A 25,527-nucleotide genomic window follows, 5' to 3' on the forward strand; every position below is an offset into this window, starting at 1 on the left:
TTTGTATAAAGCATACTTTATATATCCCGACATTTCATTGCCTTAAACTTATAAACATTAACAAACATATTGAACTTATGAAGGCGATGTCACGGTGTTAATGAACCACACCTGACCATGACAAGCTTTTTCATGCTCGCAGCGAAAACAGAATTAAACCGGAGATGCTCTATGTTCTATTACCCCCATCACCAGCGTTCATCCTACCTTCTTCACCTTCTGTTTATTAGTGTTTTTAGTGGCCTTTGCTTAGATCTTGGAAGTAACTTGTATCTATTGTTCAGTGATCATCCACTGAACAACTTTGAGAGCCTAGGCCGTTATTTGGTTTATATTACTCAAGGGCATCCTTTGGTTGAATCTATACAACAAGTGCCTGCAGTCCCACATGATGTTCTCATAGGTTGGATTATGCACTTTAGCGTGAGCTTAGCTTATACTGTTTTTTATATTAGCTTTGTCGAGAAAGGATTGTTTCTAAAACCGAGCCTTAAAAAGTCACTCGTCTACGCATGGTCATTGTTATTTTTCCCTTTAGTTGTAGTCAGCTATGCCTTTGGTGAAGGCTTTTTCCATGTGAATAGCCCTAATACTATCCAAGCAATTTTATTTTCTATTTATTGTCATTCTTGCTACGGCATTGGTCTGTTTATTACAACTAAAGTGCTCTACAAAAGCCGATTAGAGATTTTCAAAGAAGCGAAAGAACATCACGCAAAGGTAGCCAGTACCGAGGGATAACTCCCTTTCTCATCCCCCCTTAACCTCAAGCAGAATAAAGCACTAAGTGAGCAGAATATCAGTAGTTTATTTTTTTTATACTTTATTAGAGAGATTGGTGAAAAAGCGCATTGACTCATCCCGCTAACGCTCACTCAAGAACAATTCTTTGAGCAGGTGCTTGTGCTTCACTCGGGTAACCAGTTGGCATAATTCATGTAAATGCATATAAAGAGGATGCGTAACTAAAAAGCAACTTGTAAGAAGTATTTTGAAAAACGCCGAGGCCATTCTGCATTTAACTTATAGCCTCATTGTTCGAAATAAGCCCGTTTTGGGGTAGGTTCTAAATCCAGTAAATGCCCTGAATTTTCAGGGCATACTTTCATCTTTAACGTCTATTTTTAGTTCAAATCAAATTGAACCCCTTTCACTAACCAATCGTCAGCCCAAATGTTTAGTTGAGTGATCTTAGCGGCATCCGGCAAATCGAAACGATCTTCATGAGCGTTGGTGACATGCGCTTTCGAACCTACCATTTGCTGACGCCCATCTTGGTAGGTGAATGTCAGCGCCACCAACTGCTGACCGCCATATTGGAAATCGCCAGAGGTTGCCGTGATAGATTTCACGCCGGATAGATCCACCGAAGTCAAGCTACCACCGTTGCCACCAACCAATAAATCGGACGCCGTTCCCAATGCATCAATCGCAGACCCCTCTCGAACGTACAAACGATAGTTTTGTCCCACACTCTGCTGATTCATTTTTCCTTGTGTGTAACCCAGAATTGGCGAACTTTTTTGTACATTAAACACATTAGTATACGCGGTGATGGTACGTAAGCTTACCGCATCGTTGCTGCTTGCATACAAACCGAGCTCACCCGTCTGTTTGTCATGTCCAAGGGATTCACCGCTGTAGACATTGGTTAATTCATCTGTATTTTTACGCCATTCCCAACGCTGAGTCAGGTTTTGGTTACAGGTTTGTAACACATCTAGTGCCGCACCATCAAGACAGAGCTCGGTGTTACTCGCACTCACATAACGACCAAGCTGATCATAGATGAAAGATTGCGCTGATTGCTGATCATCGCACGTATTGGCCGTCAAGCGACTTTGGGCATCGACTTGAACACAGCGGTTGTTAAAGCTGGCAAGTTGTAAGTTAACCGGACGACCACCAGTGAATACTGGGTGATCCCAATCGACTGTAAAGCTTGCCGACTTCGTGATTCTCCGACGTGGGCTATTTTCAAAGCCATGATAGGACTGATGAGCACCGACCACATAGTAGTGTTTATAAGCACCGTTATAGATTGGGCGGATATTGACCGACGAGTCGATGATAAAATCCGTACTGCCTGTTTCTGTATCTGAGGCTTTGTAAATCACATCCATCTTCGGCACAAAACTCGCATAACTCAGTGGACTAATACGGTTCACGTCTACCGGGTAAGTATCAACCCAAAGAGCATCAGTCGAACGATTGAGCAGCGATTCTGCTGTCGCGTATTCTTGACGATTCCATGTAAAGCTTACAGTTTGCGCATTCTTCGCATTACGCTCAACACGATAATCTTGTGTGTTGTAGGTTAACCAGCGACTCTGAGTAATACTCGCTCTCGCCTCCAGTTTAGCTTTCGGACCATCTTCACTGACTTCAGCCCCACCAGTCACCCCAAGTTCAAAACCTGACTGCTTTCTCTTCTCATATTTCACGTTAAGGTTATCGATAGGAAAGGTTTCAAGAATTTCTGCTTTATTGTTCGATGTCTTAAACACGAAACGATAATCTTGGGCAATCGCATCGGTTGACCACTCACGGAAATAGGCATCTAAAGTTGTATAACTGGCTCCAAACCGGCGGTAACTGAGTTGATCATTTAGATGGATGCCTGCACCAGAGCTGTCATCGTCAAGGCTGATACGCACAATTTTTGCATTCGGTGTTGCACTACCAACAATTCCGTATTGCAACGAACGTTCTAGGTTAACCCTATAAATCAATGAGATATTGGCATCTTTACAGAACGGTCGACTGCCTTTTTCATCTTTCCACAGCCAAGAGTTGTCAAAGGTACACTCTTCATCGCTGATTGGACGGTTGACACTAATGTAGAACGCCACATGCGGCAAGGTGCTTGTTTCGCTATTTGTCGGTGCCGTACTTTTAAGACCAGAACGAGTTGTAAGCGGCGCTTCGAGTAATTTAGGGTCAACCTCTTCTGAATGTTCAAAAGGTGTAAACAGCAGCTCACCTTTATGTTCAGTGATGAAAATAAATTGATTAGCAAAACCGACACCATAAGTCTTTCTGAATTGGGCTTGCATCTCTGCTTGACCATCAGCATCACTGTTCTGACTGAAATCAAATAAAACACTTTTTTGCTGGTTAATCACCAAATCACGCAGCTCAGCTAAGCTAGGTAATGCATTGTCTTCAGCTTGCCAATCAGCAGCATTATAATATTTCATTGCGTGGCTATCAGCGGCTTGACTAATAATATTAGCCGCTTCACCACTTGGCTCATTGATATTTGCCAACAGGGTTGGGCTGGAGATCGCGCTTAATATTGTCATTATCGCGATTGCGCTACGGTTAAATTTTGGCATATAAACCTCACTAACTCTGTAATTTTAGTTATAACAAGAAATATTTCCGAGCGAAGTGACTTATACTCAAACCACTGAAATAATGAGAAATATACTAAACACTCAAATAGTAGTTGCTAATAAATCATCTTCTATATTATGAGTTAAGTAATATTTCTATAATTTCAATTAATTATAATATTCACAACCTAAATATATCTCGCGGGCAAATAATCACCCTTAAGTATGCATGTAGCTATGCTAAAAGTGCTGCTCGTGTATCCTTTTAGCTGAAATACATACCCTATTTCTACTTTAAGCTGCAGCGCTGTTTGCCACGACCCTTCACTACGATCACGTAGTTTATCCATACTTATAGGTATTCGCTCGCTTACCGCCAACCTGCAACCCTAAGTAGTTTTGGTATTTATAACTTCCGCCACTGCATAATTACAGAAATATCACTTATATTTCTAAATGTACAATGCAAAAAAATAAAAAATTCACAGTAGTTCACAGATTTCATCCTAAAAAATACTTTTTCAGTTAAATAACCCTTCTTAAAATAACAACAAATGATATTTGAATCACTGAATGAATATAAATTAAATTGAACTAAATTAGGTTGAGTTAATTTATTAACAACAATATCAAAAATTAAACTTGGAACTTGTCCCAAAAGAGATATATTCCAAAATTGGCCACAAGCTAAAAGCAACATGGCTTCGTAGTTTTTTCTTTTCTCAAAGAACAAGCAACCTACGACAATGGTTTAACCAGTTATGGGTTAGTTCAACAACCCAAAGATGTACCTTCTGTTTAAAGCTCGCTGCCTCTTCTGTCCATGATTGGACATGAGGTATACAGTTCAAAGAAACCAGTTAATGATTTAAACCACTGACCTGTAGAACTTTTGTTTAGATACAGTGATGCTTGTAAAAGTCCTCGAGGGACCTGAGCTCGAGGATGTTCTTGTCGCAACCAAATTGGTTCGATTTAGACGAGACACTGTGGACATAGGAAAAGCCATTGAGCATTTGGAAGAGACGGTTGTTCGTACTCATTACCAAGCGTCAGAAGGCATAGATCTGACAACTCGGCTTGAAAGATGACAACGCATGTGTATTTCTGATGTGGCTGCATTTGATGAAGTACTTCTTATTGAAAGGATCCGTGCTGGGCTTGCTTGTGCAGGGCGGAATGAAATAGGTTTGGTTTTCATCCATCGCTTAAAAAGCTTGCTTGCGGATAAAGAATGGAGAAGATATTAACTCAATAGCTGTTATGTTTAATATTGTCAGGCAAACAATCATGAGTGACCTACTCCAATCAGACTGAATATTTCATTAGGCGTCTTTCTGATTTTCAACGTTAACCGGGCTTGGATCCCCAAGAACTCAGTATCATCTTGTATAGTCATGATCGGCTCGTTCTGGGTCGCTTCAACTATCATTGAATGGGAAACGCTCTCAACACAGCAGTACCTCAGAAACTTCCCTTCCTACTTATACTTTGACTATAAATTATCAGCAGTTGTGATGTCTCGATTGTCTTTTAGGCAGTACTGTCTACCTCTGTCACTATTCCTTTAAACTGCTGAGGGAAACCACGACGCAATAAGGCCATTGATAATTAAGTAGACTAGAAATGCGCATAATGTTAAACGAGTGCAAAAAGCAGTTGAAGGTCAGACGGCCTTTAAACGATTCTATAAAATCGAATTATAAATATATCTGTAGGTAAGGCCTGTCACACCTCTAATTAGATTTGCGACGTAACCAAATAAAAGGCTGTCCCATATGACAGGGCTCAGCCTTTTTGCGGCTTATGGTTTCACTATTTTAGGGCCATCAAAGCAATCAATCTTAGGGGATGAACCTTGATATTTTTTGATTTTGACTAGACAGGTCTGTGCTGATGGACCTTGAGACCAAGATGAAGCACCACGATCCGTTGTTAAGATGTTTATATTCCCATACAGACAGGCATCACCATCAGGACTGTACCACCCCCCCTCCTGGGTTGCCAATACACCTGGACTCACCTTATCTGAAACAATAGCACCCAATAAAACCTTACCTTTCGCGTTATATGTTTCGACAATATCACCCGTGACAAGATTAAATTCTTTTGCATCAGCAGGATTAACCCATAGAGGTTCATGCTGATTGGCGTTAATAAGATCTCGCAACTCTTTCACACCACAAAGCTGTGAATGAAGTCTGTTTGTTGGATGTAGCGATATTAGGTGGAAAAACTCACCTGATGAACGCTCTTTCCAATCTGACGTCTCCATCCAACATGGATAAGGTGGGCAGTCTTTAAGGTTTGCATTGGCGATTTTTTGTGAAAATAGCTGTATTAAACCAGAATCAGTAGCTAATCCATCAAGGTCTGGATCTTCTTTAAAGTCGGCATAACGAACAAAATCGTTTTGACCGGGATATTCAAAAATAGCGCTATCTTGCGTCCAGAACTTCTCAAACACAGGCATGTTGATACCTCGGTTTTGATTATCAGTGTATGCCTTATCGTAAAACTCTTTTAACCACTGAATTTGGGTCTTCCCTTCAGTAAACTGTTTTTCGCGGTCGAATTTAGCTGCAAATAAACGCCATATTTCATAGTCGTCTTTTGACTCATACATCGGTTCTACCAGTTTCTTCATACCGATAACACCGCGGTTAGTTGCATTTCCGTATGGTATTAATTCATCGCGCTCCCAAACTGTCGTTGTTGGTAACACTAAATCCGAGAAACGGCAGGTTGCAGTCCATTGACAATCAATCGTTGCAATAAAATCAAGTTTATTTAATGCTTCTTTCAGTTGGTTTACGTCTTGATGTGTCGATAATGGGTTTGCACCAGCAACAACAAAAACCTTTAAGTCAGGGTAAGTAATATCTTTACCTTTAAACGGTACGACTTTTCCTGGGTTGTTGATTACATCCACCATACGTGATGTCGGAAAGTATGGTGTACTTGTATAAGGTTTATCATACTTTGGTGTTGACCCCTTCACCGTTGCACCCATTACGCCAAGTCTTGAACCGTTTGAGGTTGCTGCACCTGCATCATTTGCATTATATCCAAACGAGAAGCCGCCACCGGGCAGACCAATCTCACCAATCATTGAAGCTAATGCGACTAAAGACCAACAGTAGTGTTCGCCATGTTCTGCACGTTGTGCAGACCAGCCACTAGAAAGCAGAGTACGTTTACTGGTGAACTTTTTAGCAAGTGACTTAATAGTAGTAACTGAAAGTCCACAAATTTCCGAAGCCCACTTAGCTGTTTTTTTCACGCCATCTTTTTCACCTAAAAGGTAGGCAAAAAATTCTTCGTGTCCATCTGTGTAATCTTCGATGAAGCGCTTATCATACGTTTCTTGCTCTAATAGCTCGTAACAAAGTCCCAGCATTAAAGCGGTATCTGTATGCGGCTTAATGCCGATATTTTTAGCATTTAGGTAATTTTGGGTATCTGTTGCAAGGGGATCAATAGAGATCACCTCGATTTTACCTTGCTCTATTTTTTGTTTTATTTGTTGCCAGTATTTATAAGGTGAAAAATCTGGAACACTAAGTCCTATCTTTAAGTTTTTGATAGGATCACAACCCCATAAGATGAGCAACTCTGTATGTTCTGCCACATAGTTTAACGTTGTCTGTTCAGAGGTTACTTCAATATCACCAACAATCTCAGGCAAAATAGATTCAGCAGCAGCGAAAGAGTAAAACCCTGTTGAACTCATAGTTTTGCCATGAAGATTTAGAGCACGCTGCATTGCTGTACCGCAATTACCAAACTGTCCAAACATTCCCCAATGTGAAAGAGGAAAAATTGAAGAAGGCCCATGCTGTGATTGTGCGTTATCTAACTCCTTGTAAAGAATATCAATGGCTTTTTCCCAACTAACAGGAACAAACTCATTACTACCGCGGTCGCTATTGTCACCAGATAAATAACCTTTACGAACCATAGGTGTTTTAATTCGTGACGGATTATTAATTGTTTTATAAGCGTGGTAAACCATTTTTGAGTGGATATTATCCACAGAAATCTTTTTGATGGAATTACCACTCAATTCAGCTTCAAATGTACCAAACTTAGAGCCAGTTAAAACCTTTCGTAAGTTAGGATCTGCTTGTGATGCAAATGCGAGTGGACTCAATTGCATAGTAAGAGCCAATTTCGTACTCACTGAGCAACTCTTTTTAATAAAATCACGCCTTGTTAATACCATTTTAGTTTCCCGCTTTTTTTGTTATATCTGATGAATGATATTGGAGGTATTTTAAAATCCCTTGAGTTTCATTTTTATTTAATTTAGCTTGACGTGCCATACCTTTAAATTGAGCTGGCCATTCATTACTACTAAAGTGATGCTCTTGTACCTTCTGGTGACACTGCGCACACTTAGATTCGTACTCGAACTTATTTTTTTCCCATTGCTGATCAATATTTTTAGTAACAGGTGTACTCTTAACCCAAGCGATTATAGTTAGCTCCTTCCAAGACTTCTTAGTGGTATTTTCATAAAAATTTTCACCAGTTTCTTCTATACTATCTAAACCTCTTATTACAGCATCAGTAATTCGCTTCCCTCCAATCGCGTAGAGCAAATTCTTGTGCGCTTCTTGCCATCCGCTAAGTTTAATCTTTGTGGCACCATTCGCTTTGTCTAAAACGGTAAACTTAGTATAAGGTAGAATTTTAGCTTTAATTTCAATAAAATCTTGATCGTTATAAAGTGGAGAAATTTCCGTTGTGTAAGCTATCGAGCCACTTTTTAACTCATTGATATCAAATGTGTCTGATTTTACTTTTGGTAAGTTGTGGGCGATACCTTTGTGACAGTCTATACAGCTTTGATTCTTACTTGCGGCAATTTGCATTTGCTGTTTAGCTTTTTCAGGCATCAGGTCGAAATTCATTTTTTCGTAATCGTGACAACTACGACACGTGGCGGAATTATTAGCTTCCATTTGTTTCCAAACAGTTTGAGCCATTTCCATTCTATGTTCTTCATATTTTTGTTTTGAGTCTATTTTACCAGTTACCTCAAACCAGATATCTTTCATTCCACCTAACTTCGCAGTTAGATAATCAATATTACTTTTCTCATTAATGTGGCAATCTTTACATTGCGCAGAAACACCATGTTGGTTCACATAGTGTGGACTTTTTATATAATCATCATATGGAATTCTCATTGAATGACATGAAATACAAAAATCAGTTTCAGATGATTTATGTAATGCAAAATCAGTCGCTTTGACCAGCCCAAAAGTAATTATAAAAATAATAAAAAAGATTATAATTGTTTTTCTTGTTATTTTTCTCATGCTTGACAACCCCAAAACCCGCACCATTTACATGGTTAATTTAAATTTAAATAAGAATTTACAAGTATCAAAATAAGAACAAAAAGTATCGACTAAAGGACAAACAGATCGAGAAAAGGTAATTGGACCACCAAAATTCATTTAGACATTGATGACCTACTAGGTAACGTTTCCGATTTAACAATATGACTTGTGTAGCTAAATATAAGGTTTGATATTAAGTCACTTAAGCATACGATAATAATGACGTTACTAGATCGCTAGAAGTTGTAAAGGACTGCCATTTTTCTTAGAAAAAGCTTACCATTTGAGTCTATAGTTTATGATAAGGATTAGAAATGAAAACCAAAAATACATTAACTCTCTCTTTATTATTTTTTAGTGTTATATCATTTGCCGGAACAATAAACCCCTACACGATATCTTCGAAACAAGGAAAGCAACATGGGGGCTATCAAATCTACAGTGGTGACGTTGTAATGAAGATTCGTAGCGGCACATCACTCAACATAGTCAGTGACTCTACTCACTTGAAGAGTGACTCCCCAAATACGCTGGTTTATGAAGGAAATGTAGAAGTAACCTTCCCCCTCACTACCAACAACAACCAGATAATTCTAATTACTTCAGAGCATCTAACAGTGATGAAAGAAAGTACCAACGGTATAAAGTTGACCACTGAAAGTCTTGTACTGACACTCACTGAAAAACCAGATACTAGCATGTAGGTATCTGTCTCAAAATGTTATCAAATCCAATTTATTCTATTTGCTCCCATAGCTGAAAACCCTTAACAATATGCTTTTATTTTTAGAACATTAAAAAAATAAGTTTTAAAATCTATAAACCAAATAAAAAACCCAAGCTTACTTATAAGCTTGGATTTAAACCCCCTACTAAGAACTAAATTATAATTTACTTAGGTAAAGAGTACTTGTATTGAGGTCTAAAATTGTTTCACGGCCACGCAAAAAATTCATTCCAAGTAGACCATCGAACTCCTCAGGCTTTGGGGTGTCAACAATATAAGCAAACTCTTCTTTTCGATTTCCATATGAATCAGTCAGCGTGACCGCAGTAGTCTCACAGTCTGTTGATAACGCTTTAGGCTCGATTTTATTGCAACCATATACACTCGCTTTTTTTGGAATACTTTCTGAAAAAATAAAGCTATATGAAGCCCCTGAATCTAAAATAAAAGACAAGTCATTATTGCCTGTTAGAGCATCTATCATTAGACCTGAATAAGTGTCTTTCAGGGAGTACGCTTCCCACTCGTGTATATTTCCTGGTAATTGAGACAACAGGTCCAAGACATTATTTTTGAAATCCATGTGCACAATGTGCCTGTCAAATAAGCCCAGCCCCATTACTTCGCTTTCTGGTAACTTGTCTCCAACACTCCAACCCCAAGGTTCGAGTATTACCACCCCTACATTGTTAAACGTAGCTTCCGAAACAGTCAGGTTTTGGAGTGTCCATGTCTCAGTTAATTTTATTTCTCCATTAATATCTGAGCTTTTATACGGCTTTTCTTTTTTTGCTTGATACTTAATATTTGAAATTAAGGCAAAGAGTGACTCTTCATTTATATGTAACCCCATACTACTACCTGTATCTAGCATTAGTTTGTAAGGATTACTATCTATAATTACATTTACAATCGGCAATCCTCTTTCATCATAATCTATACTTCCTAAAGCTTGGTTAGCGTACGCATTGTTGAACAATGTCATTAATATCAAAAAGCAAAATATTTTTTTCATTTTAACTTCCAAGGTCTGGGCATCATTTTGAATACACGAGTCATAGCAGACTCAATGCTATTATTATTTACAACTCAATCAATACAAAAAGATTTTATATGAGCGTGAGCACCATATACAACCAAAGACTGTAATCCAATTAAAAACTCTAATATTCGTGACAATGGTCTTAGGCTGTACCAATCAACTCTTATAAAAACCATCCAATGTGAACTATCATCAAGACTTAACAGTGAGAGCTACGATTCAAGCTCAATACTCGTACGATAAATGACATGAAAAACAAAAATCCAAGTTTATTGCTAAACTTGGATTCGCGGTGTCTGTATATCACTAGTCGTGATGAAGAGACAGCCAAACGGGAGGGAAAATTCAAAAAGTCGCTACATTTGACTAACTGTTCCCAGCGAAACACTTGAAGGTGTAACCGTTTTCTAATCCGATAACTGAACGTTGGTAAGATTTTGCTATTTCTTTACCAGAAGCTGTTGAGAAACCAGGAAAGAAATCTCCATATACAGGAACAGATTCTTCCAATATTGTCGGGCTTACTACGTTAATTCTTATACCACGCGGGGCTTCTAAACCTGCAGATTTAGCAAAGAACTCGATAGCACCACCAACTGTCGTTGCGCTTGTACCAAAACGAATTGGAGCATCAGACGTTATACCCGAAGTCAAAGTTACACTTCCGCCATCATTCAGATAATTGAGGCCTTCTTCTGCCAAGCGAATCTGTCCCATGAGTTTACTCTGAAGGCTAACTTCCCAATCTTGATCACGATAATCTCCAAATGGTTTGAATGAAACTTGGCCAGCCGTACAAATAATCGCATCAACAGTTCCGACCGTATCAAAAGCAGTTCGAATTGATTCACGACTACTCATATCAATAAGTACGTCACCAGAAGAGCGACCCATTTTTATTACCTCGTGTTCTTTTTCTAATCGTTTAACTACTGCTTTGCCGATTGTGCCGCTTGCGCCTACGATTGCTATTTTCATCCTGTATTCTCCATATAAGTTGTGTCGATGAGTTAACGCCTGTTAGCATAAACACTAATCATGGTGGTAAAAACCGTAAAAATTCACATCACCGTTTATAAAATAGAGCTAATATGAATCTCACACATCTCGAAACATTTCTTAAAGTCGCCCAGTTAAAAAACTTTTCAGGGGCTCTTAGATTTTCTTTACCAAATTTCGAGCATTTATTTTTATATAGTAATTATTTTCATGTAGATACAATTTAAAATCATAGCCCCTGAATTTAAAATGCTATAAAAACCAGACTACTCTGATAATTATCTTTAATTTACATTATTAACAATATTAAATTAAACCTCACCCCTCCCCTTATTTACAAGTTACATAAAAGTCACAAGAAAGTACACTTTATAAACATTTTAAAAATAATTAATAAGATATTGAAAGTGTGATTTTTTAGTTATAACATTCCATTTCATTTTCAACGTCGGTTTAAAATTTAAAAATAATCATGAAAATTAAAATACTATTATTAGTAACAACTCTGACTATATCTAACAATGCAGCTACTCGAGAAGTCGAAGCGAAAATTTATTGTGGTAATAGCGATGGAACCCAATGGGGCTGGCTCCATACTGATGAATACAACCCTAGCAACGATAATGTAGTCACTGTTCGCGGTGAATTTAAATTCTTCCAAACAATAGTATACAACAATTGGGAAGATCCGCATTATATCCACAAGGGTGCGCTCATTCTTAGTGACTCATCAGATTACTATAAGTATGTTTCCGATTGTCAATCATATGGGTTTCACAATGATGTCAATGGAGACAGTTGGTATAACTGGAATGTTCACGCAGAAGTACCTGGCTATTCTAGGCATTGGATGGGAATTGCAACAAGTGACCCTGATATAAGACTTAGCCCTGGCTATTACTCAAGCTTCGTAGGTAACCCAGAACCAACCAATCACTAAACAATATTTCGAGACTTCGAAGTTTACTAACAATAAATCAATCTATTAATCGCAATACGTCTGATTTCACCCAATCTGTTATTGCGATTAAAAATTTCAATTTACCTTTCGATTACTCCCTATTTTAAACTGCTAGTCAAATTGACATTCACATTTGTAAAAACACCCCCTTCCCTGAATAAATGACATTTTTCAATGCGTTATTAATGGCACGATTTATTCATAACATCATATGCAACTTGTTAAGGGAAACGACTATGAGAAGAATATCATTATTAATGGGGTCGATTTGTTTAGGAGTAAATGCATACGCAACGCCATTCGACACCTGCCCGAGCCAAGCATTTTTGTTCCAATCTGCCCCGACTCAGATTTACGGGGTTAATCTAGTCACTGGCTCTACAACTTTGCTGGAAACAGACACTGGCATTCCAGGGAACATTAATGCTGTCGGGTTTGATTTCACCGACCGCTATCTTTACGGCTACGACACGACCGAGAACCGTGTTGTCCGTCTGGGGCAAGATTTCCAGGCGGAGGTGTTAAATGTGTCTGGTCTGCTCGGAACAGGGAACCACTTTTTCGTGGGTGACGTCTATGATCATGTGTACTACGTGTATAGAAGAAACAAAGGTATATACAAAATTGATCTCGCACCTCTCGACAGTGACCCAACCGCGACACTTTCACTAGTACAAGTAAACTCTACGGCAACACTTTCTTTTGCTGATTTCGCTTTTCACCCGGATAACGGCAATATATATGCGGTAGATACAAATACAGGGAAACTTTACAGTATCAATCGTACAACCGGCGTAACGACTCTGGTCGGCAACACTGGTGTGACAGGGTCGTTCGGCGCCGCTTACTTTGATGTTGATGCTAATCTGTATTTGTCGCGCAACTCCGACGGTAAAATTTTTAGAATCGACTTGTCTTCCGCAAGCCTTGCGGCGGGCACTGTATCCGCTGTAGAGTTTGTTGCTAATGGGCCAGTATCCAACCAAAACGATGGTGCCCGCTGCGCTAATGCGCCAATCATTGATCCAAATGACCCTATCGATTTTGGTGATGCACCAGACACCTACGGTACAACATTGGCTTCAAACGGTCCACGTCATGAAGTTGATGGTACAACCTACTTGGGCAGCGTTGCCCCTGATGGCGATGTTGGCGGGCAAGCAGATGACAATGCTGTCGACACTGCCGATGAAGAAGGGGTTGGCTTCGTGGCGGCACTAGACCCGGGTTTAAGCTCGGTGATTGAAGTCACCGCCTCCACTTCTGGCTATTTGTCTGCATGGTTTGACTGGAACCGAGATGGCGACTTTGCTGATGCGGGTGAACAAGTCTTTACTGATGAACTTCTCTCCGCTGGTAGTAACACGCTGCCATTTATTGTGTCTGACGCAGCAACTGCAGGGTCAAGCTGGAGCCGTTTCCGATTCAGTCAACAGACAGGCCTAAGCTACACGGGTGGTTCAACGTCCGGTGAAGTGGAAGACCACCCTATTACCATTACAGGTAACGGGTACTCGGTCGAGCATTTCCCAACTGTTGACTCTTATGCTTCGGTCGCTTTTGAAGACAACTGGCCATATACGGCTGATTACGATATGAATGACGTGGTCGTCGACCTTCAGATAACAGAGACCACCCTCGCAGGACACGTCGAAATCATCAGTATTTCTGGTAAGTTAGTGGCTTACGGTGCTAGTTATCAAAACGGTTTCGCGATCCGACTACCTGGCGTCGCACGAAGCAGCATTGAAACGGCCTTAACAACGCTCAAATTCGACGGTGTTGAACAAGCTTCGAGTGGCCTTGAATCTATCTCCGATGAAGCCATATTCATTATCGGTGAAGATATGAGTGTACACGCTAGTCCAAGCGGCGGTTGTACTTACTTCAGAACCGAGTCGGGTTGTGACACTGGCGCTTCGCTGCTGAACTTTTCTCTCGATATCTACTTTACCGAAGGCTCCGATCGCTCCGCCATTGCCAACATGCCGTATGACCCGTTCATCTTCGCCACACCAAATACTTATCATGGTGAAGGGCTTCCATTCCAACCTGGACGAACATTGGAAATTCACCTGCCAGGCCAAGCTCCTACGGAACAATTCGATACGAGTTTATACGGTATCGGTGTCGATGCTAGCTTGAATGGCTCCAACAACTACTTTAAAACCGCGACCTACCTGCCTTGGGCACTGCTCATCGTTGAAGATTGGAAATGGCCACTGGAGCGCGTTGATATTGTCGAAGCCTACCCTGAGTTCCAAGATTGGGCAGAATCCGGCGGCACAACAAACCAAAACTGGCATCAATCGCCTGCCACTGACAAAACTTACGATCTGCCATAGGGAGAGGATACGATGAAATATATAATTGCAATTCTTATGGGGTTTATCCTACTCGCGCTCGCCGCCTGTGGGGGCGGTGATAGCTCTGGCAGTGGAAGCAGCGATGATGACAGCTCTACTCCACCTCCTGTTACCATTGTTGAACCAGATGAGCCTACAACAGCACAGGACTTAGTTGTCCCAGAGGGCTTTGACTACAACCCAGTAAAATCAGGCACACTGAGTGTAGATATTAGCGGCTTTTCGACACAACGAGCACAGTTGAGTTTGTACAAGCAATTTAGCGAAGACAACGCTGGTAACTACCGAGCTCATTACGCAAGTAAAGTGGTTTCTGTTCCATTAGCCAGTGGGAAAGTGGATTTCGACTTTAATGTATCTGACAACCAGAAAGACTTGCTGGTCGAGATTTGGTTTTATGATGGCTCAGAGCCGGTAAAACGTGTTATCTCTGTCAATGATTCTAGCTTGAAGCTGTAAGGCTCTCTAACTCTGCGGGTAACTAAGCACCACTTAAAAAATCGCATGCTTCTTAGGAACATGCGATTTTTTTGAAAGCTGGAAGGTGACTGTGAAATAGTTTTAATGATCTACTGACCACTAAGAAAGTTTTGAACCAAGCACTCTAATGACAATCTCTTCAAAATACAGAGTTTGATTTTAACTTCATGACTCCACTTTTCAAAATCTTAAACATTTTCCAACCTTTTTGACTCTCATAATGAAAACGTCAGGAATGCTTAGAAAAAAACACTTAACAAACAAAGCATAATAAATGGCATAAAAGTTTCATATGCATCTTTACCTAATTCAAAAGGGACTTCTTATGAAACGTTTATTTCTCCTGGCAACGGGGATTGCGATAAGTACACATAGCTTCGCAGGGCCGTTTAGTGAATGCCCCAGTGATGCCTACTTAATCCAAGGGAAGCCAGCATCGGTATACTCTGTCGACTTAGTAACCGGCACCTACAATTTAGAAGTGGCCTCCATCGGCTTAGGTCAGTCCGGCTTTAATGCTGCGGGTTTTAGTGAGAACGATGGTTATCTTTACGGCTATGATTCCGAGAACCAGAGAGTATTGAGAATGGGGAGTGATTTCCAGGCCGAAGTTGTCTCCGTGTCAAACTTACCCAGTTACGGTTTTATTGCAGGTGACGTATACGATGACTACCTTTATTTCTACAACAGGTCGAAAGGTATATTCAAGATTAACCTCGCCCCTTTGGCATCAAACTCTTCAGCCAGCCTGAGTATTCAAACCGTCAAATCCTATTCGACTAACAAAGCAAATCACTCTGATATCGCCATTCACCCTTTGAACGGAAAGATATATGGTGTCGATAATAATACGGGGATTTTATACGAGTACAGCCGCTCAAACGGCAGTAGAATCGATAGAGGTAACACTGGTATCGGTGGAGACGGATATGGCGCTCTGTATTTTGACGGCGAGGGATATCTGTACGCCGCTAGTAATAGTACAGGTAACATTTATAGAATCGATCTAACCGATCCATCGAACATCACCAATGTAAACGGAGTGTTCTTTGCAAATGGACCCGCTTCTGGCCAGAATGACGGCGCACGATGTGCGAGCGCATCTGCTGTACCAACAAACTCTACAATTGACTTTGGCGATGCTCCAAACACCTACAGCACGACATTGGCGTCAAATGGTCCTCGCCACGAAATAGACGGTTCTACCTACTTGGGCAGCGTTGCCCCTGATGGCGATGTTGGCGGGCAAGCGGATGACAATGCTGTCGACACTGCCGATGAAGAAGGGGTTGGCTTCGTGGCGGCACTAGACCCGGGTTTAAGCTCGGTGATTGAAGTCACCGCCTCCACTTCTGGCTATTTGTCTGCATGGTTTGACTGGAACCGAGATGGCGACTTTGCTGATGCGGGTGAACAAGTCTTTACTGATGAACTTCTCTCCGCTGGTAGTAACACGCTGCCATTTATTGTGTCTGACGCAGCAACTGCAGGGTCAAGCTGGAGCCGTTTCCGATTCAGTCAACAGACAGGCCTAAGCTACACGGGTGGTTCAACGTCCGGTGAAGTGGAAGACCACCCTATTACCATTACAGGTAACGGGTACTCGGTCGAGCATTTCCCAACTGTTGACTCTTATGCTTCGGTCGCTTTTGAAGACAACTGGCCATATACGGCTGATTACGATATGAATGACGTGGTCGTCGACCTTCAGATAACAGAGACCACCCTCGCAGGACACGTCGAAATCATCAGTATTTCTGGTAAGTTAGTGGCTTACGGTGCTAGTTATCAAAACGGTTTCGCGATCCGACTACCTGGCGTCGCACGAAGCAGCATTGAAACGGCCTTAACAACGCTCAAATTCGACGGTGTTGAACAAGCTTCGAGTGGCCTTGAATCTATCTCCGATGAAGCCATATTCATTATCGGTGAAGATATGAGTGTACACGCTAGTCCAAGCGGCGGTTGTACTTACTTCAGAACCGAGTCGGGTTGTGACACTGGCGCTTCGCTGCTGAACTTTTCTCTCGATATCTACTTTACCGAAGGCTCCGATCGCTCCGCCATTGCCAACATGCCGTATGACCCGTTCATCTTCGCCACACCAAATACTTATCATGGTGAAGGGCTTCCATTCCAACCTGGACGAACATTGGAAATTCACCTGCCAGGCCAAGCTCCTACGGAACAATTCGATACGAGTTTATACGGTATCGGTGTCGATGCTAGCTTGAATGGCTCCAACAACTACTTTAAAACCGCGACCTACCTGCCTTGGGCACTGCTCATCGTTGAAGATTGGAAATGGCCACTGGAGCGCGTTGATATTGTCGAAGCCTACCCTGAGTTCCAAGATTGGGCAGAATCCGGCGGCACAACAAACCAAAACTGGCATCAATCACCTGCCACTGACAAAACTTACGATCTGCCATAGGGAGAGGATACGATGAAATATATAATTGCAATTCTTATGGGGTTTATCCTACTCGCGCTCACCGCCTGTGGGGGCGGTGATGGCTCCGGCGGTGGAAGCAGCGATGATGACAGCTCTACTCCGCCCCCTGTTACCATTGTTGAACCAGATGAGCCTACAACAGCGCAGGACTTAGTTGTCCCAGAGGGCTTTGACTACAACCCAGTGAAACCAGGCACACTGAGTGTGGATATTAGCGGCTTTTCGACACAACGAGCACAGCTGAGTTTGTACAAGCAATTTAGCGAAGACAACGCTGGTAACTACCGAGCTCATTACGCAAGTAAAGTGGTTTCTGTTCCATTAACCAGTGGGAAGGTGGATTTCGACTTTAATGTATCTGACAACCAAAAAGACCTACTGGTCGAGATTTGGTTTTATGATGGCTCAGAGCCAGTAAAACGTGTTATCTCTGTCAATGACACTAGCTTGAAGCTGTAAAGCTCTCTAGCTCTACGGGCAACTAAGCACCACTTAAAAAATCGCATGCTTCTTCGGAACATGCGATTTTTTTTGAATTGGGAGAAAACGTCATAAATTAGGATATCACTCTCACTCGTAGCAAATTACATTAACTTCCAGCAAGTCGGTTTCGATTATCCTTCAAAAAGCCAAATTCACATCAGGCGAGTTAATATGTGGCGAATGATTCATCGTCAGAATTAACATTTAGCATTCACCATACACATAACGATCGGCCATACATTTGCCAAAAAAATACCTCCCAATAAAACCCCACCAGCCTTAATAACAATAACATCATTTACCATTGATATTACTTCTCAGTTGCACTAACATTCGCAACTTCTTCCTGTACGGACACACTTCCTTACTAATCAAAACTTCATAACGGAATAGTTAAATGGGCCTTATCCATAGAGCAATCGCATTGGTGATGTGTACTCTCACCTCATTTGGAACTTTCGCAAATAATGAACGTTCGGTCACAGATGAAAGAGGAACGTTCACGATCACAGGGACACCTCAACGCGTCGTTGCTTTGGAGTATTCTTTTGTCGATGCCCTAGCCTCTGTCGGAGTTTCTCCTGTTGGCGTTGCGGATGATAAAGATGTAAACCGAATTCTTAAATCGATTCGAGACCGAGTGGCACCTTGGACTTCTGTTGGTATGCGCCCCCAGCCAAGCTTAGAAGTTATCTCTCAATTGAAGCCTGACCTTATCATTGCCGATGTTCAACGACATTCGTCTGCCTATGACGCTCTGTCTAAGATTGCCCCAACGCTGCTTCTGAAAAGCCGTGGTGAGAACTATGAACAGAACCTAGATGCCGCAATGAAAATCGGTATTGTTCTAAACAAGGAACAAGAGATGAAGTCGCGCATTGAGCAACACAAAACGGTGATGGCTAAATTCAAGACGAAGTTTGCGAGCTCCGACACTATGCAGTTCGCGGTTGCAACAGAAAAAGGCATGTGGCTACATGGCCCAAAATCGTACGCGGGAAGCGTGTTAACTTGCCTAGGTATCCAGAGCCCAATTCCAAATGAGACAGAGCGTGCTTACGTTGAAGTGAGCTTAGAGCAGCTGCTAAAAACCAACCCGGACTGGCTTCTGATCGGACCATACAGTGAGAACACCATCGCAGACACATGGAAACAGAGCCCTCTTTTCAATCTCCTTAACGCACGCAAGCGCCAACAGGTTGTGAATGTTTCGCCACAAGCTTGGTCTCTTAACCGAGGTATGCATGCTGCCGAGCAAATCGCACAAGATCTTTCTGAATTACTAAACAAATAGATGTCTTTTATTAATGTTATGCAAAGTAGAAAAGCGCTATTTGGCTGTTTCGTTGTTTTTTTAGCACTCAGTTTGGGGACGGTTGCATCTATGATCAGCTACTCCTCCTTTGAGCTTAAGATCCACGACTTATTGGGGTTCTGGTTTAGCTTTGATGAAGCAAATATAAAACATCAGATTCTCTCATCGTTGAGAGCCCCCCGTGTACTGGCCTCTATCCTGATTGGTATCAATCTCGCGATTGCTGGGCTTCTTATGCAAGGGTTAACAGCCAATCCACTGGCGTCTCCAAGCATTTTGGGGATAAACGCCGGGGCATCTTGTTTTATCGCTATCTCTTCCATGAATTTGGTTTTCTTGCCTGAATTACCACTTTCCGTTAATGCATTGCTTGGTGGCGCGGTAAGCGGACTGCTCGTACTTTCTTTAGGTGGTTTCTTTGCTGGTAAGTCACATCCAATTAAGTTGGTATTGGCCGGCATTGCCGTTAACGCCCTGTTAGTTGGTATTACAAGAAGTGCATTAATCCTAGCCGATGATATGGCCTATAGCGTTTTGAACTGGCTGGCTGGGTCGATCGCTAACATCACTTGGGAAGACTGGGCACAATTTTGGCCTGTGAGCTTGGTTGGAATCGTTTTGACCATATCACTCGCTCGTAGTCTTAACTTGCTGACTCTTGGCGACGATATTGCGACCGGACTTGGTGTAAACCTCACCCGCACACGTGTTATTGCTTGTATTTCCGTGCTGTTGCTAACCACATCGAGTGTTGCTATCGCGGGACCTATCGCTTTTGTTGGCCTACTTGTTCCTCATATCGCCCGCAAGCTTGTCGGCACCAATCACTTTACTTTGCTGCCTGTCACCGCGATTCTTGGCGCAAGCCTTTTGGTGTGGTCTGACGTTATTTCACGCATGGTCGCGTTCCCAGCAGAAACGCCAGTCGGGGTTATTACTGCATTGATTGGTTCGCCATTCTTCATTGCACTGGCCGTTAGGAGCAAAGTGTCATGAACAAAACAAAAGCAATTACGTTAACCGTTTTATTAGTTTCTTGTGCGATAGGCAGCTTATTCGTCGGTAGTGTCTCCCTTTCCTTAAGTGACGTGGTAACCACATTATTTCACGGTGGCGACTTCGATTTCATTATTAATCAATACCGACTGCCACGTTTTATCTTAGCGATTGGCGTTGGTGCTGGACTCGGGCTTTCTGGAGCATTGATCCAAGGAGTCTTGAGAAACCCTCTCGCCTCACCAGATTTAATGGGTATCAGCGCGGGTACTGGTTTTGCTGCAACCTTGCTGCTTGTTTATGTGCCAGACGCATCATTGCCGTTACTTGCCTCTGTTGCCATTGCCGGAGGGGTTACCGCCGCGCTTGGTATTATTGGTATCAGCTATAAATACAACCCCACCCCAGCAAGGCTCGCATTGATTGGCATCGCAATCAGCACCTTCATTTCTAGCGGTATCGATTTTCTGCTGATTGTTAACCCGGTAGAAATTAATACGGCAATGGTCTGGTTAACCGGAAGCTTATGGGGGCGTAACTGGTCACAAGTGCCATTGATTTGGATATCACTGGCCATCTTACTGCCTCTTGCGTTGCGACTGGCTTGGAAACTCGACTTAATGGGGCTTGGGGAAGAAGCCGCCACCACAATAGGTGCTCAACCAGAGCGCACACGCTTTATCGCATTGGTTCTTTCCGTTCTCCTTGCCAGTATTAGCGTTGCAGTATGTGGGACGATCAGCTTCGTGGGCTTGCTATCTCCTCATTTAGCTCGCTTATTGTTTGGACACAATCACAAGTACTTGCTCCCTATGTCTGGTGTGATTGGGGCTTTACTTGTGGTTGTCGCAGACGCTGCCGCTCGTGGTATTGCTCCCCCACTTGAACTTCCGGCTGGAGTACTGACTTCGCTCATTGGTGCACCTTACTTCATCTTCTTACTTCAACGCTATAAAGGTTGGAAATAATGCTTAAAACACATCAGCTGTCTGTTTCTTATGGCAAAGAAAACATTATTCATAACCTCGATCTCGACATTCCAGAAGGAAAGATCACAGCATTAATTGGCCCCAACGGAAGTGGTAAGTCGACGTTGCTTAAAACCTTGTGTCGCATCAACAAACAATTTGATGGCTCACTCACTGTCTACGATAAGTCGATTAAAGATTACGCCGACAAAGAGCTGTCTCGATACATTTCATTGCTGCCCCAAGTGTTGACAACGCCAGAAGATATTACGGTGAGAAGACTCGTTGAATACGGCCGCTCACCCTATTTATCTTACTGGGGGCATTTGACTCAAGACGACCACGAAAAAGTAGACAAAGCCATTGCCGCAACACAGATAGAGGAATTGGTCGATAAGAAGGTAGATGCTCTATCCGGCGGTCAGCGCCAACGTGTTTGGATAGCGATGGTTTTGGCACAAGACACACCGATTGTCATGCTTGATGAACCGACCACTTACCTCGATTTATCTCACCAAGTAGAGCTAATGAAGTTGATTCAAAAGCTAAATGCGGCAGGAAAAACCGTAATTGTCGTACTTCATGATTTGAACCAAGCCTGCCGTTACTGCGATCACTTGGTGGTACTGAAGAAGGGGCAAGTTACCCATCAAGGTGCACCTGAAGAGATATTCACTCAATCGTTGCTCAAAGATGTTTTCGATCTTGATGCAATGATCATGAATGACCCCGTTTCAAACAAACCTATGTGTATAAACCTATAAAAACAATCGACATAGCCTAAATTTAAATACTCAAGACAGGATATTAAAATGAGTAAACTTCCTTTCACTCTTTCAGTATTAGCACTTTCAATCGCGAGTGCACACGCTGAGACAGATACGCAAAACGAAGGCGTACAAGAGATGGAAACCATGGTGGTAACAGCGACCCGTTATACCCAAACGCCAGATAAAATTGCAGGTGCGGTCACCGTCATCGATGCTGAGGATATTGAAGAACAATCTATCATCTCTGACGACCTGACCAGCATTCTTGCTACCTTGGTTCCGGGTATTACACCAAGTCGCCAAAAGATGTCTAACCAAGGCGAAAACCTGCGTGGTCGCCAAGCGCTCATCATGATTGATGGTGTACCTCAAGTGAACCCTCTTCGAAACGGCAACCGTTACGGCTACACGATTGATCCATCAATGGTTGAACGAATCGAGGTCGTGAATGGTGCAAGTGCGGTTCAAGGTATGGGAGCAACAGGCGGTATCATCAACTACATCACGAAAGGTGCAAAACCGGGTGATGATTGGAAACAAACGGTTGGTACTCGTGTGACTTCAAGCTTCGATAACGACAGCACTGGCGGAAAAGTTTTCTACAACGTCAGTAAGTACGATGACGAATTTGACCTGTTCTTTGGTGGCTCTTGGGATCAACAAGGCCTTTACTACGATGGTAATGGTAACCCTATTGGTATGAACGACATTCAGGGTGAAACGCAAGACAGCACAGCAACGGATATTTTCTTTAAAGGTGGCTACAACTTTAATGACGGTAATCAGCGTATCGAATTGACGGCCAACACCTACACAATCGAAGCCAATGGCAACTACAAAGGGGTCGACGGTGATTTTGCCAACGGTATTCCTGGCACAGTTGAGCCCGGAGCCCCATCAGGTAAACCAGTGAGCAATGAAGCTCAATTATTTAACCTACAGTACACAAACTACAATCTGAGCAATGGTGTGCTTACCACTCAGATGTTCTACCAAAACTACGATGCAGTGTTTGGTGAAGCAACGTGGAACCCAACCGAAACCAAAGTTAACGACCAAGGCGTTATCTCTTCTCAAAAGACTGGCTTCAAAGTCGGTTACGAAACCTATGACTTGCTGGATCTCGATGATACTTGGGTATTTGGCTTAGATGGCCTACATGATCAAACGAAACAAACGCTCGACCAGTCAGGCTTGAATGTGACGCCTCTTATGGAATATTACAGCCTAGCGCCGTTCGTTCAAGGTGACTTCCTAGTGACAGATGCGCTACGCCTATCGACTGGCATTCGCTATGAAAGCATCCGTGTAAAAGTAAGCGATGGTCAAACTATCTATGGTTACGGTATCGATGGACACAACTCTGAGATCATTGGTGGCACACAGGATTCTTCAAAAGCAGTATTCAACGTAGGCGCCATTTATACTTTTGCGGATGAATTCAGTACATTTGCGAGCTTTAATCAAGGGTTTGGCCTGCCTGATATGGGTCGAGTTCTAAGAGGGGTCTGGATTAATGAGGAAGATACCCCTCCCCAACAAGTTGGTACCCCAATTGATTTTAATACCATGCTGGCTGTCGAACCTGTTGTGACAGACAACTATGAGCTAGGTCTTACCTATCGCGGTGACAAACTGTTTCTCAGTGCAAGCACTTACATGTCGGTTGCAAAATACGGTGCTAACTTAGAGCTCAACAACAATGGTACCTACGATGTAAAACGCCAACGCACCGAAGTTATGGGTTATGAACTAACCTCAACTTACCAAGTGCTTGATTCAACAAAGCTGAGTGCCATGTACGCGCACGTTGAAGGTGAAGTCGATACTACAGGCAATGGCAGTGTTGACTCTGACATGGATCTAAAAAACCTGACACCAGATCGCCTACTGCTTGCCGTTAACCATAATTTCTCTGATGTGCTAGCGAGCCGAATTCAATACAACTACCTATTCGACAGCAAGAAAAGTGCAAACAATGTTGGCGCAGAGCAAAACTTTGATGGCTACGGACTGGTTGATTTCAGTACGCATTACGACATGCGTGATAAAGGCCGTATCGCTTTTGGTATTGAAAACGTAATGGATGAGCAATACATCAACTACTTCAGCCAAATTCGTAATAGCAGCTCTTACTACTTCTCTGGTCGTGGCCGCACATTCAGCTTAAGTTACGAGCTTGATTTCTAACTCTGATTTTTCTTATAAGCACTGTCCCACAGACAAAGAATGAAAATCAAAAAAGGCGAACCACATGGTTCGCCTTTTCAATTTAAAGCTAGTTGATTAGTTCGCTTTAGATGCGGCGTGCTGCGCTGCCATAAACGAAATGACTTCTTCGTTTAAGCAAGATTTGCTGATGTATTGGCGTTGTTTACCAAGATGAAGAATGAAGCCCAAATCGGTTTGTTCAAGCTGGTCGATTTCTTTCCAAGCGAGTCTGCGGTCAACTTTACCGCTTTTGTAGCGCACGCCATCCGCATTCACTTCAAATACCACTTTGCTGCCACGGCTTGAGCTGATGGTTTGACGCCAAAGCCACCAAGTCCTCTTGAAGTAAACGCTGCATGCTTCAATCACACTCAACACGATAAAGAACCAACCGACATAACCGTTGGGTAGCAGTTCGAACTCTAATAAAACCACACCAAAAATGAGAAAGAGTAATCCTTTCAAATACGCCTGTGGGAACTTAGTTGGCTGGCTAGTTTGGTCATAGCACTCTGCAAAAAAAGGCTTGTCGAGTATGTATTCTGTGGTGAATTCGAAATCTTTAGACATGTATGGTTACTTTAAGGTTTCTGTGAATGAGTGTTCTTGGTTGCGCTCTTGCAACACTTGCATTGTAGCGCTTCTCAGGCGTTATCTTTAGCGATTTTGATTCTGTTTTGTAAGTCAATAATACCAAAACGTGAGAAGAGCAGTACGTTTACCAAGATCAAACAAGGCGAACCATTTAGCTCGCCTTGTTGTTATTTACCGATGTGACTTCTTGAGATTTTTACTTTAGAGGGTCGTTATCTGGCAACGCACTGTGTATCCATACTGCCAGTCGGTGTTTGATGCTTGCACCGTCTAGCTTGCTTTCAGGTAGTGGCGTGATCTGTTTGGCATCGACCAAGAATAGATAAATCGCTTTTACTCTTACAGGCTGTGGTGACTGAGGAAGGTCAAAACCTTGTAGTTTCGCCATCTTCCCACCAATCTCTAGTGCCTTCTTAACCAGTTTGTCTTCATTGTGAAGCTTGGAGCTTTTTGACATTGATAAATCCTCTT

20 protein-coding genes and 2 pseudogenes are annotated in these 25,527 nt (G+C 42.3%); 13 read left to right on the forward strand and 9 right to left on the reverse strand.

What is annotated here, in order from left to right; genetic code table 11:
* Nucleotides 1-171: 171 nt before the first annotated feature.
* A complete protein-coding gene (locus A8140_RS19050) occupies nt 172-741 on the forward strand; it encodes a DUF2938 family protein (protein ID WP_033000594.1) in 570 nt (189 codons plus the stop codon).
* 383 nt (nt 742-1,124) lie between these two features.
* Here the strand turns inward: A8140_RS19050 and A8140_RS19055 are convergent, their stop codons facing one another.
* Together A8140_RS19055 and A8140_RS25705 are read right to left on the reverse strand one after the other, a co-directional pair.
* Nucleotides 1,125-3,338 carry a leukocidin family pore-forming toxin gene (locus A8140_RS19055; RefSeq protein ID WP_005535697.1) on the reverse strand — a complete coding sequence of 738 codons (2,214 nt, stop codon included), beginning with the start codon at nt 3,336-3,338 and terminating at the stop codon, nt 1,125-1,127.
* A gap of 652 nt (nt 3,339-3,990) precedes the next feature.
* Nucleotides 3,991-4,256, reverse strand: a pseudogene (locus A8140_RS25705) (IS5/IS1182 family transposase); the annotation flags it as partial.
* 179 nt (nt 4,257-4,435) lie between these two features.
* Between A8140_RS25705 and A8140_RS25235 the strand changes: the two are divergent.
* Nucleotides 4,436-4,588: a hypothetical protein gene (locus tag A8140_RS25235; RefSeq protein WP_157722016.1), complete on the forward strand. Its 153-nt coding sequence runs from the start codon at nt 4,436-4,438 to the stop codon at nt 4,586-4,588.
* 143 nt (nt 4,589-4,731) lie between these two features.
* Here A8140_RS25235 and A8140_RS26025 read toward each other — a convergent pair.
* From A8140_RS26025 to A8140_RS19070, 3 genes and pseudogenes are all read right to left on the reverse strand, one after another.
* Nucleotides 4,732-4,949: pseudogene (locus A8140_RS26025) on the reverse strand (IS3 family transposase); the annotation flags it as partial.
* 193 nt (nt 4,950-5,142) lie between these two features.
* Complete coding sequence (locus A8140_RS19065) at nt 5,143-7,521, reverse strand: molybdopterin-dependent oxidoreductase (protein ID WP_005535699.1); 2,379 nt, start codon at nt 7,519-7,521, stop codon at nt 5,143-5,145.
* Nucleotides 7,522-7,564: 43 nt separating this feature from the next.
* Nucleotides 7,565-8,665 (reverse strand): NapC/NirT family cytochrome c, encoded by a 1,101-nt coding sequence (locus tag A8140_RS19070; protein ID WP_005535700.1) that lies wholly within the window; start codon nt 8,663-8,665, stop codon nt 7,565-7,567.
* A 338-nt stretch (nt 8,666-9,003) separates the two neighbouring features.
* On the opposite strand from A8140_RS19070, the gene A8140_RS19075 reads away from it, so the two are divergent.
* A complete protein-coding gene (locus A8140_RS19075) occupies nt 9,004-9,393 on the forward strand; it encodes a hypothetical protein (RefSeq protein ID WP_005535701.1) in 390 nt (129 codons plus the stop codon).
* 180 nt (nt 9,394-9,573) lie between these two features.
* Here the strand turns inward: A8140_RS19075 and A8140_RS19080 are convergent, their stop codons facing one another.
* The gene (locus A8140_RS19080) at nt 9,574-10,431 is read right to left on the reverse strand and encodes an aspartyl protease family protein (RefSeq protein WP_038863511.1); all 858 of its coding nucleotides are present in this window, start codon (nt 10,429-10,431) and stop codon (nt 9,574-9,576) included.
* 393 nt (nt 10,432-10,824) lie between these two features.
* Nucleotides 10,825-11,436 carry a short chain dehydrogenase gene (locus tag A8140_RS19085; protein ID WP_005535703.1) on the reverse strand — a complete coding sequence of 204 codons (612 nt, stop codon included), beginning with the start codon at nt 11,434-11,436 and terminating at the stop codon, nt 10,825-10,827.
* A 493-nt stretch (nt 11,437-11,929) separates the two neighbouring features.
* On the opposite strand from A8140_RS19085, the gene A8140_RS19090 reads away from it, so the two are divergent.
* From A8140_RS19090 to A8140_RS19135, 10 genes are all read left to right on the forward strand, one after another.
* Nucleotides 11,930-12,397, forward strand: coding sequence for a hypothetical protein (locus A8140_RS19090; protein ID WP_005535704.1), 468 nt, complete (start codon nt 11,930-11,932; stop codon nt 12,395-12,397).
* A gap of 257 nt (nt 12,398-12,654) precedes the next feature.
* Nucleotides 12,655-14,763, forward strand: coding sequence for an LruC domain-containing protein (locus A8140_RS19095; protein WP_087490664.1), 2,109 nt, complete (start codon nt 12,655-12,657; stop codon nt 14,761-14,763).
* 12 nt (nt 14,764-14,775) lie between these two features.
* Nucleotides 14,776-15,243: a hypothetical protein gene (locus A8140_RS19100; RefSeq protein WP_005537253.1), complete on the forward strand. Its 468-nt coding sequence runs from the start codon at nt 14,776-14,778 to the stop codon at nt 15,241-15,243.
* A 346-nt stretch (nt 15,244-15,589) separates the two neighbouring features.
* Nucleotides 15,590-17,698 (forward strand): LruC domain-containing protein, encoded by a 2,109-nt coding sequence (locus tag A8140_RS19105; protein ID WP_087490665.1) that lies wholly within the window; start codon nt 15,590-15,592, stop codon nt 17,696-17,698.
* 12 nt (nt 17,699-17,710) lie between these two features.
* Nucleotides 17,711-18,178 (forward strand): hypothetical protein, encoded by a 468-nt coding sequence (locus tag A8140_RS19110; protein WP_005533236.1) that lies wholly within the window; start codon nt 17,711-17,713, stop codon nt 18,176-18,178.
* Between the two features lie 421 nt (nt 18,179-18,599).
* Complete coding sequence (locus tag A8140_RS19115) at nt 18,600-19,496, forward strand: Fe(3+) dicitrate ABC transporter substrate-binding protein FecB (protein ID WP_005533234.1); 897 nt, start codon at nt 18,600-18,602, stop codon at nt 19,494-19,496.
* The gene (locus A8140_RS19120; protein WP_005533233.1) at nt 19,497-20,513 is read left to right on the forward strand and encodes a FecCD family ABC transporter permease; all 1,017 of its coding nucleotides are present in this window, start codon (nt 19,497-19,499) and stop codon (nt 20,511-20,513) included.
* Nucleotides 20,510-21,481 (forward strand): FecCD family ABC transporter permease, encoded by a 972-nt coding sequence (locus tag A8140_RS19125; protein ID WP_005533231.1) that lies wholly within the window; start codon nt 20,510-20,512, stop codon nt 21,479-21,481. Before A8140_RS19120 ends, A8140_RS19125 begins: the two co-directional genes overlap by 4 nt.
* Nucleotides 21,481-22,245, forward strand: a complete 765-nt coding sequence (gene fecE, locus A8140_RS19130; protein ID WP_005533230.1) for a Fe(3+) dicitrate ABC transporter ATP-binding protein FecE — start codon at nt 21,481-21,483, stop codon at nt 22,243-22,245. The genes A8140_RS19125 and fecE overlap by 1 nt, the downstream gene beginning before the upstream one ends.
* A 48-nt stretch (nt 22,246-22,293) precedes the next feature.
* Nucleotides 22,294-24,441, forward strand: coding sequence for a TonB-dependent receptor (locus tag A8140_RS19135; RefSeq protein WP_005533227.1), 2,148 nt, complete (start codon nt 22,294-22,296; stop codon nt 24,439-24,441).
* Nucleotides 24,442-24,537: 96 nt separating this feature from the next.
* Here the strand turns inward: A8140_RS19135 and A8140_RS19140 are convergent, their stop codons facing one another.
* Both A8140_RS19140 and A8140_RS19145 read right to left on the reverse strand, forming a co-directional pair.
* Nucleotides 24,538-25,032: a YcxB family protein gene (locus A8140_RS19140; RefSeq protein ID WP_005533225.1), complete on the reverse strand. Its 495-nt coding sequence runs from the start codon at nt 25,030-25,032 to the stop codon at nt 24,538-24,540.
* A 220-nt stretch (nt 25,033-25,252) separates the two neighbouring features.
* A complete protein-coding gene (locus A8140_RS19145) occupies nt 25,253-25,513 on the reverse strand; it encodes a DUF5062 family protein (protein ID WP_005533223.1) in 261 nt (86 codons plus the stop codon).
* Between the last annotated feature and the right edge of the window lie 14 nt (nt 25,514-25,527).

It is taken from the genome of Vibrio campbellii CAIM 519 = NBRC 15631 = ATCC 25920 (assembly GCF_002163755.1).
Lineage (GTDB): Bacteria > Pseudomonadota > Gammaproteobacteria > Enterobacterales > Vibrionaceae > Vibrio > Vibrio campbellii.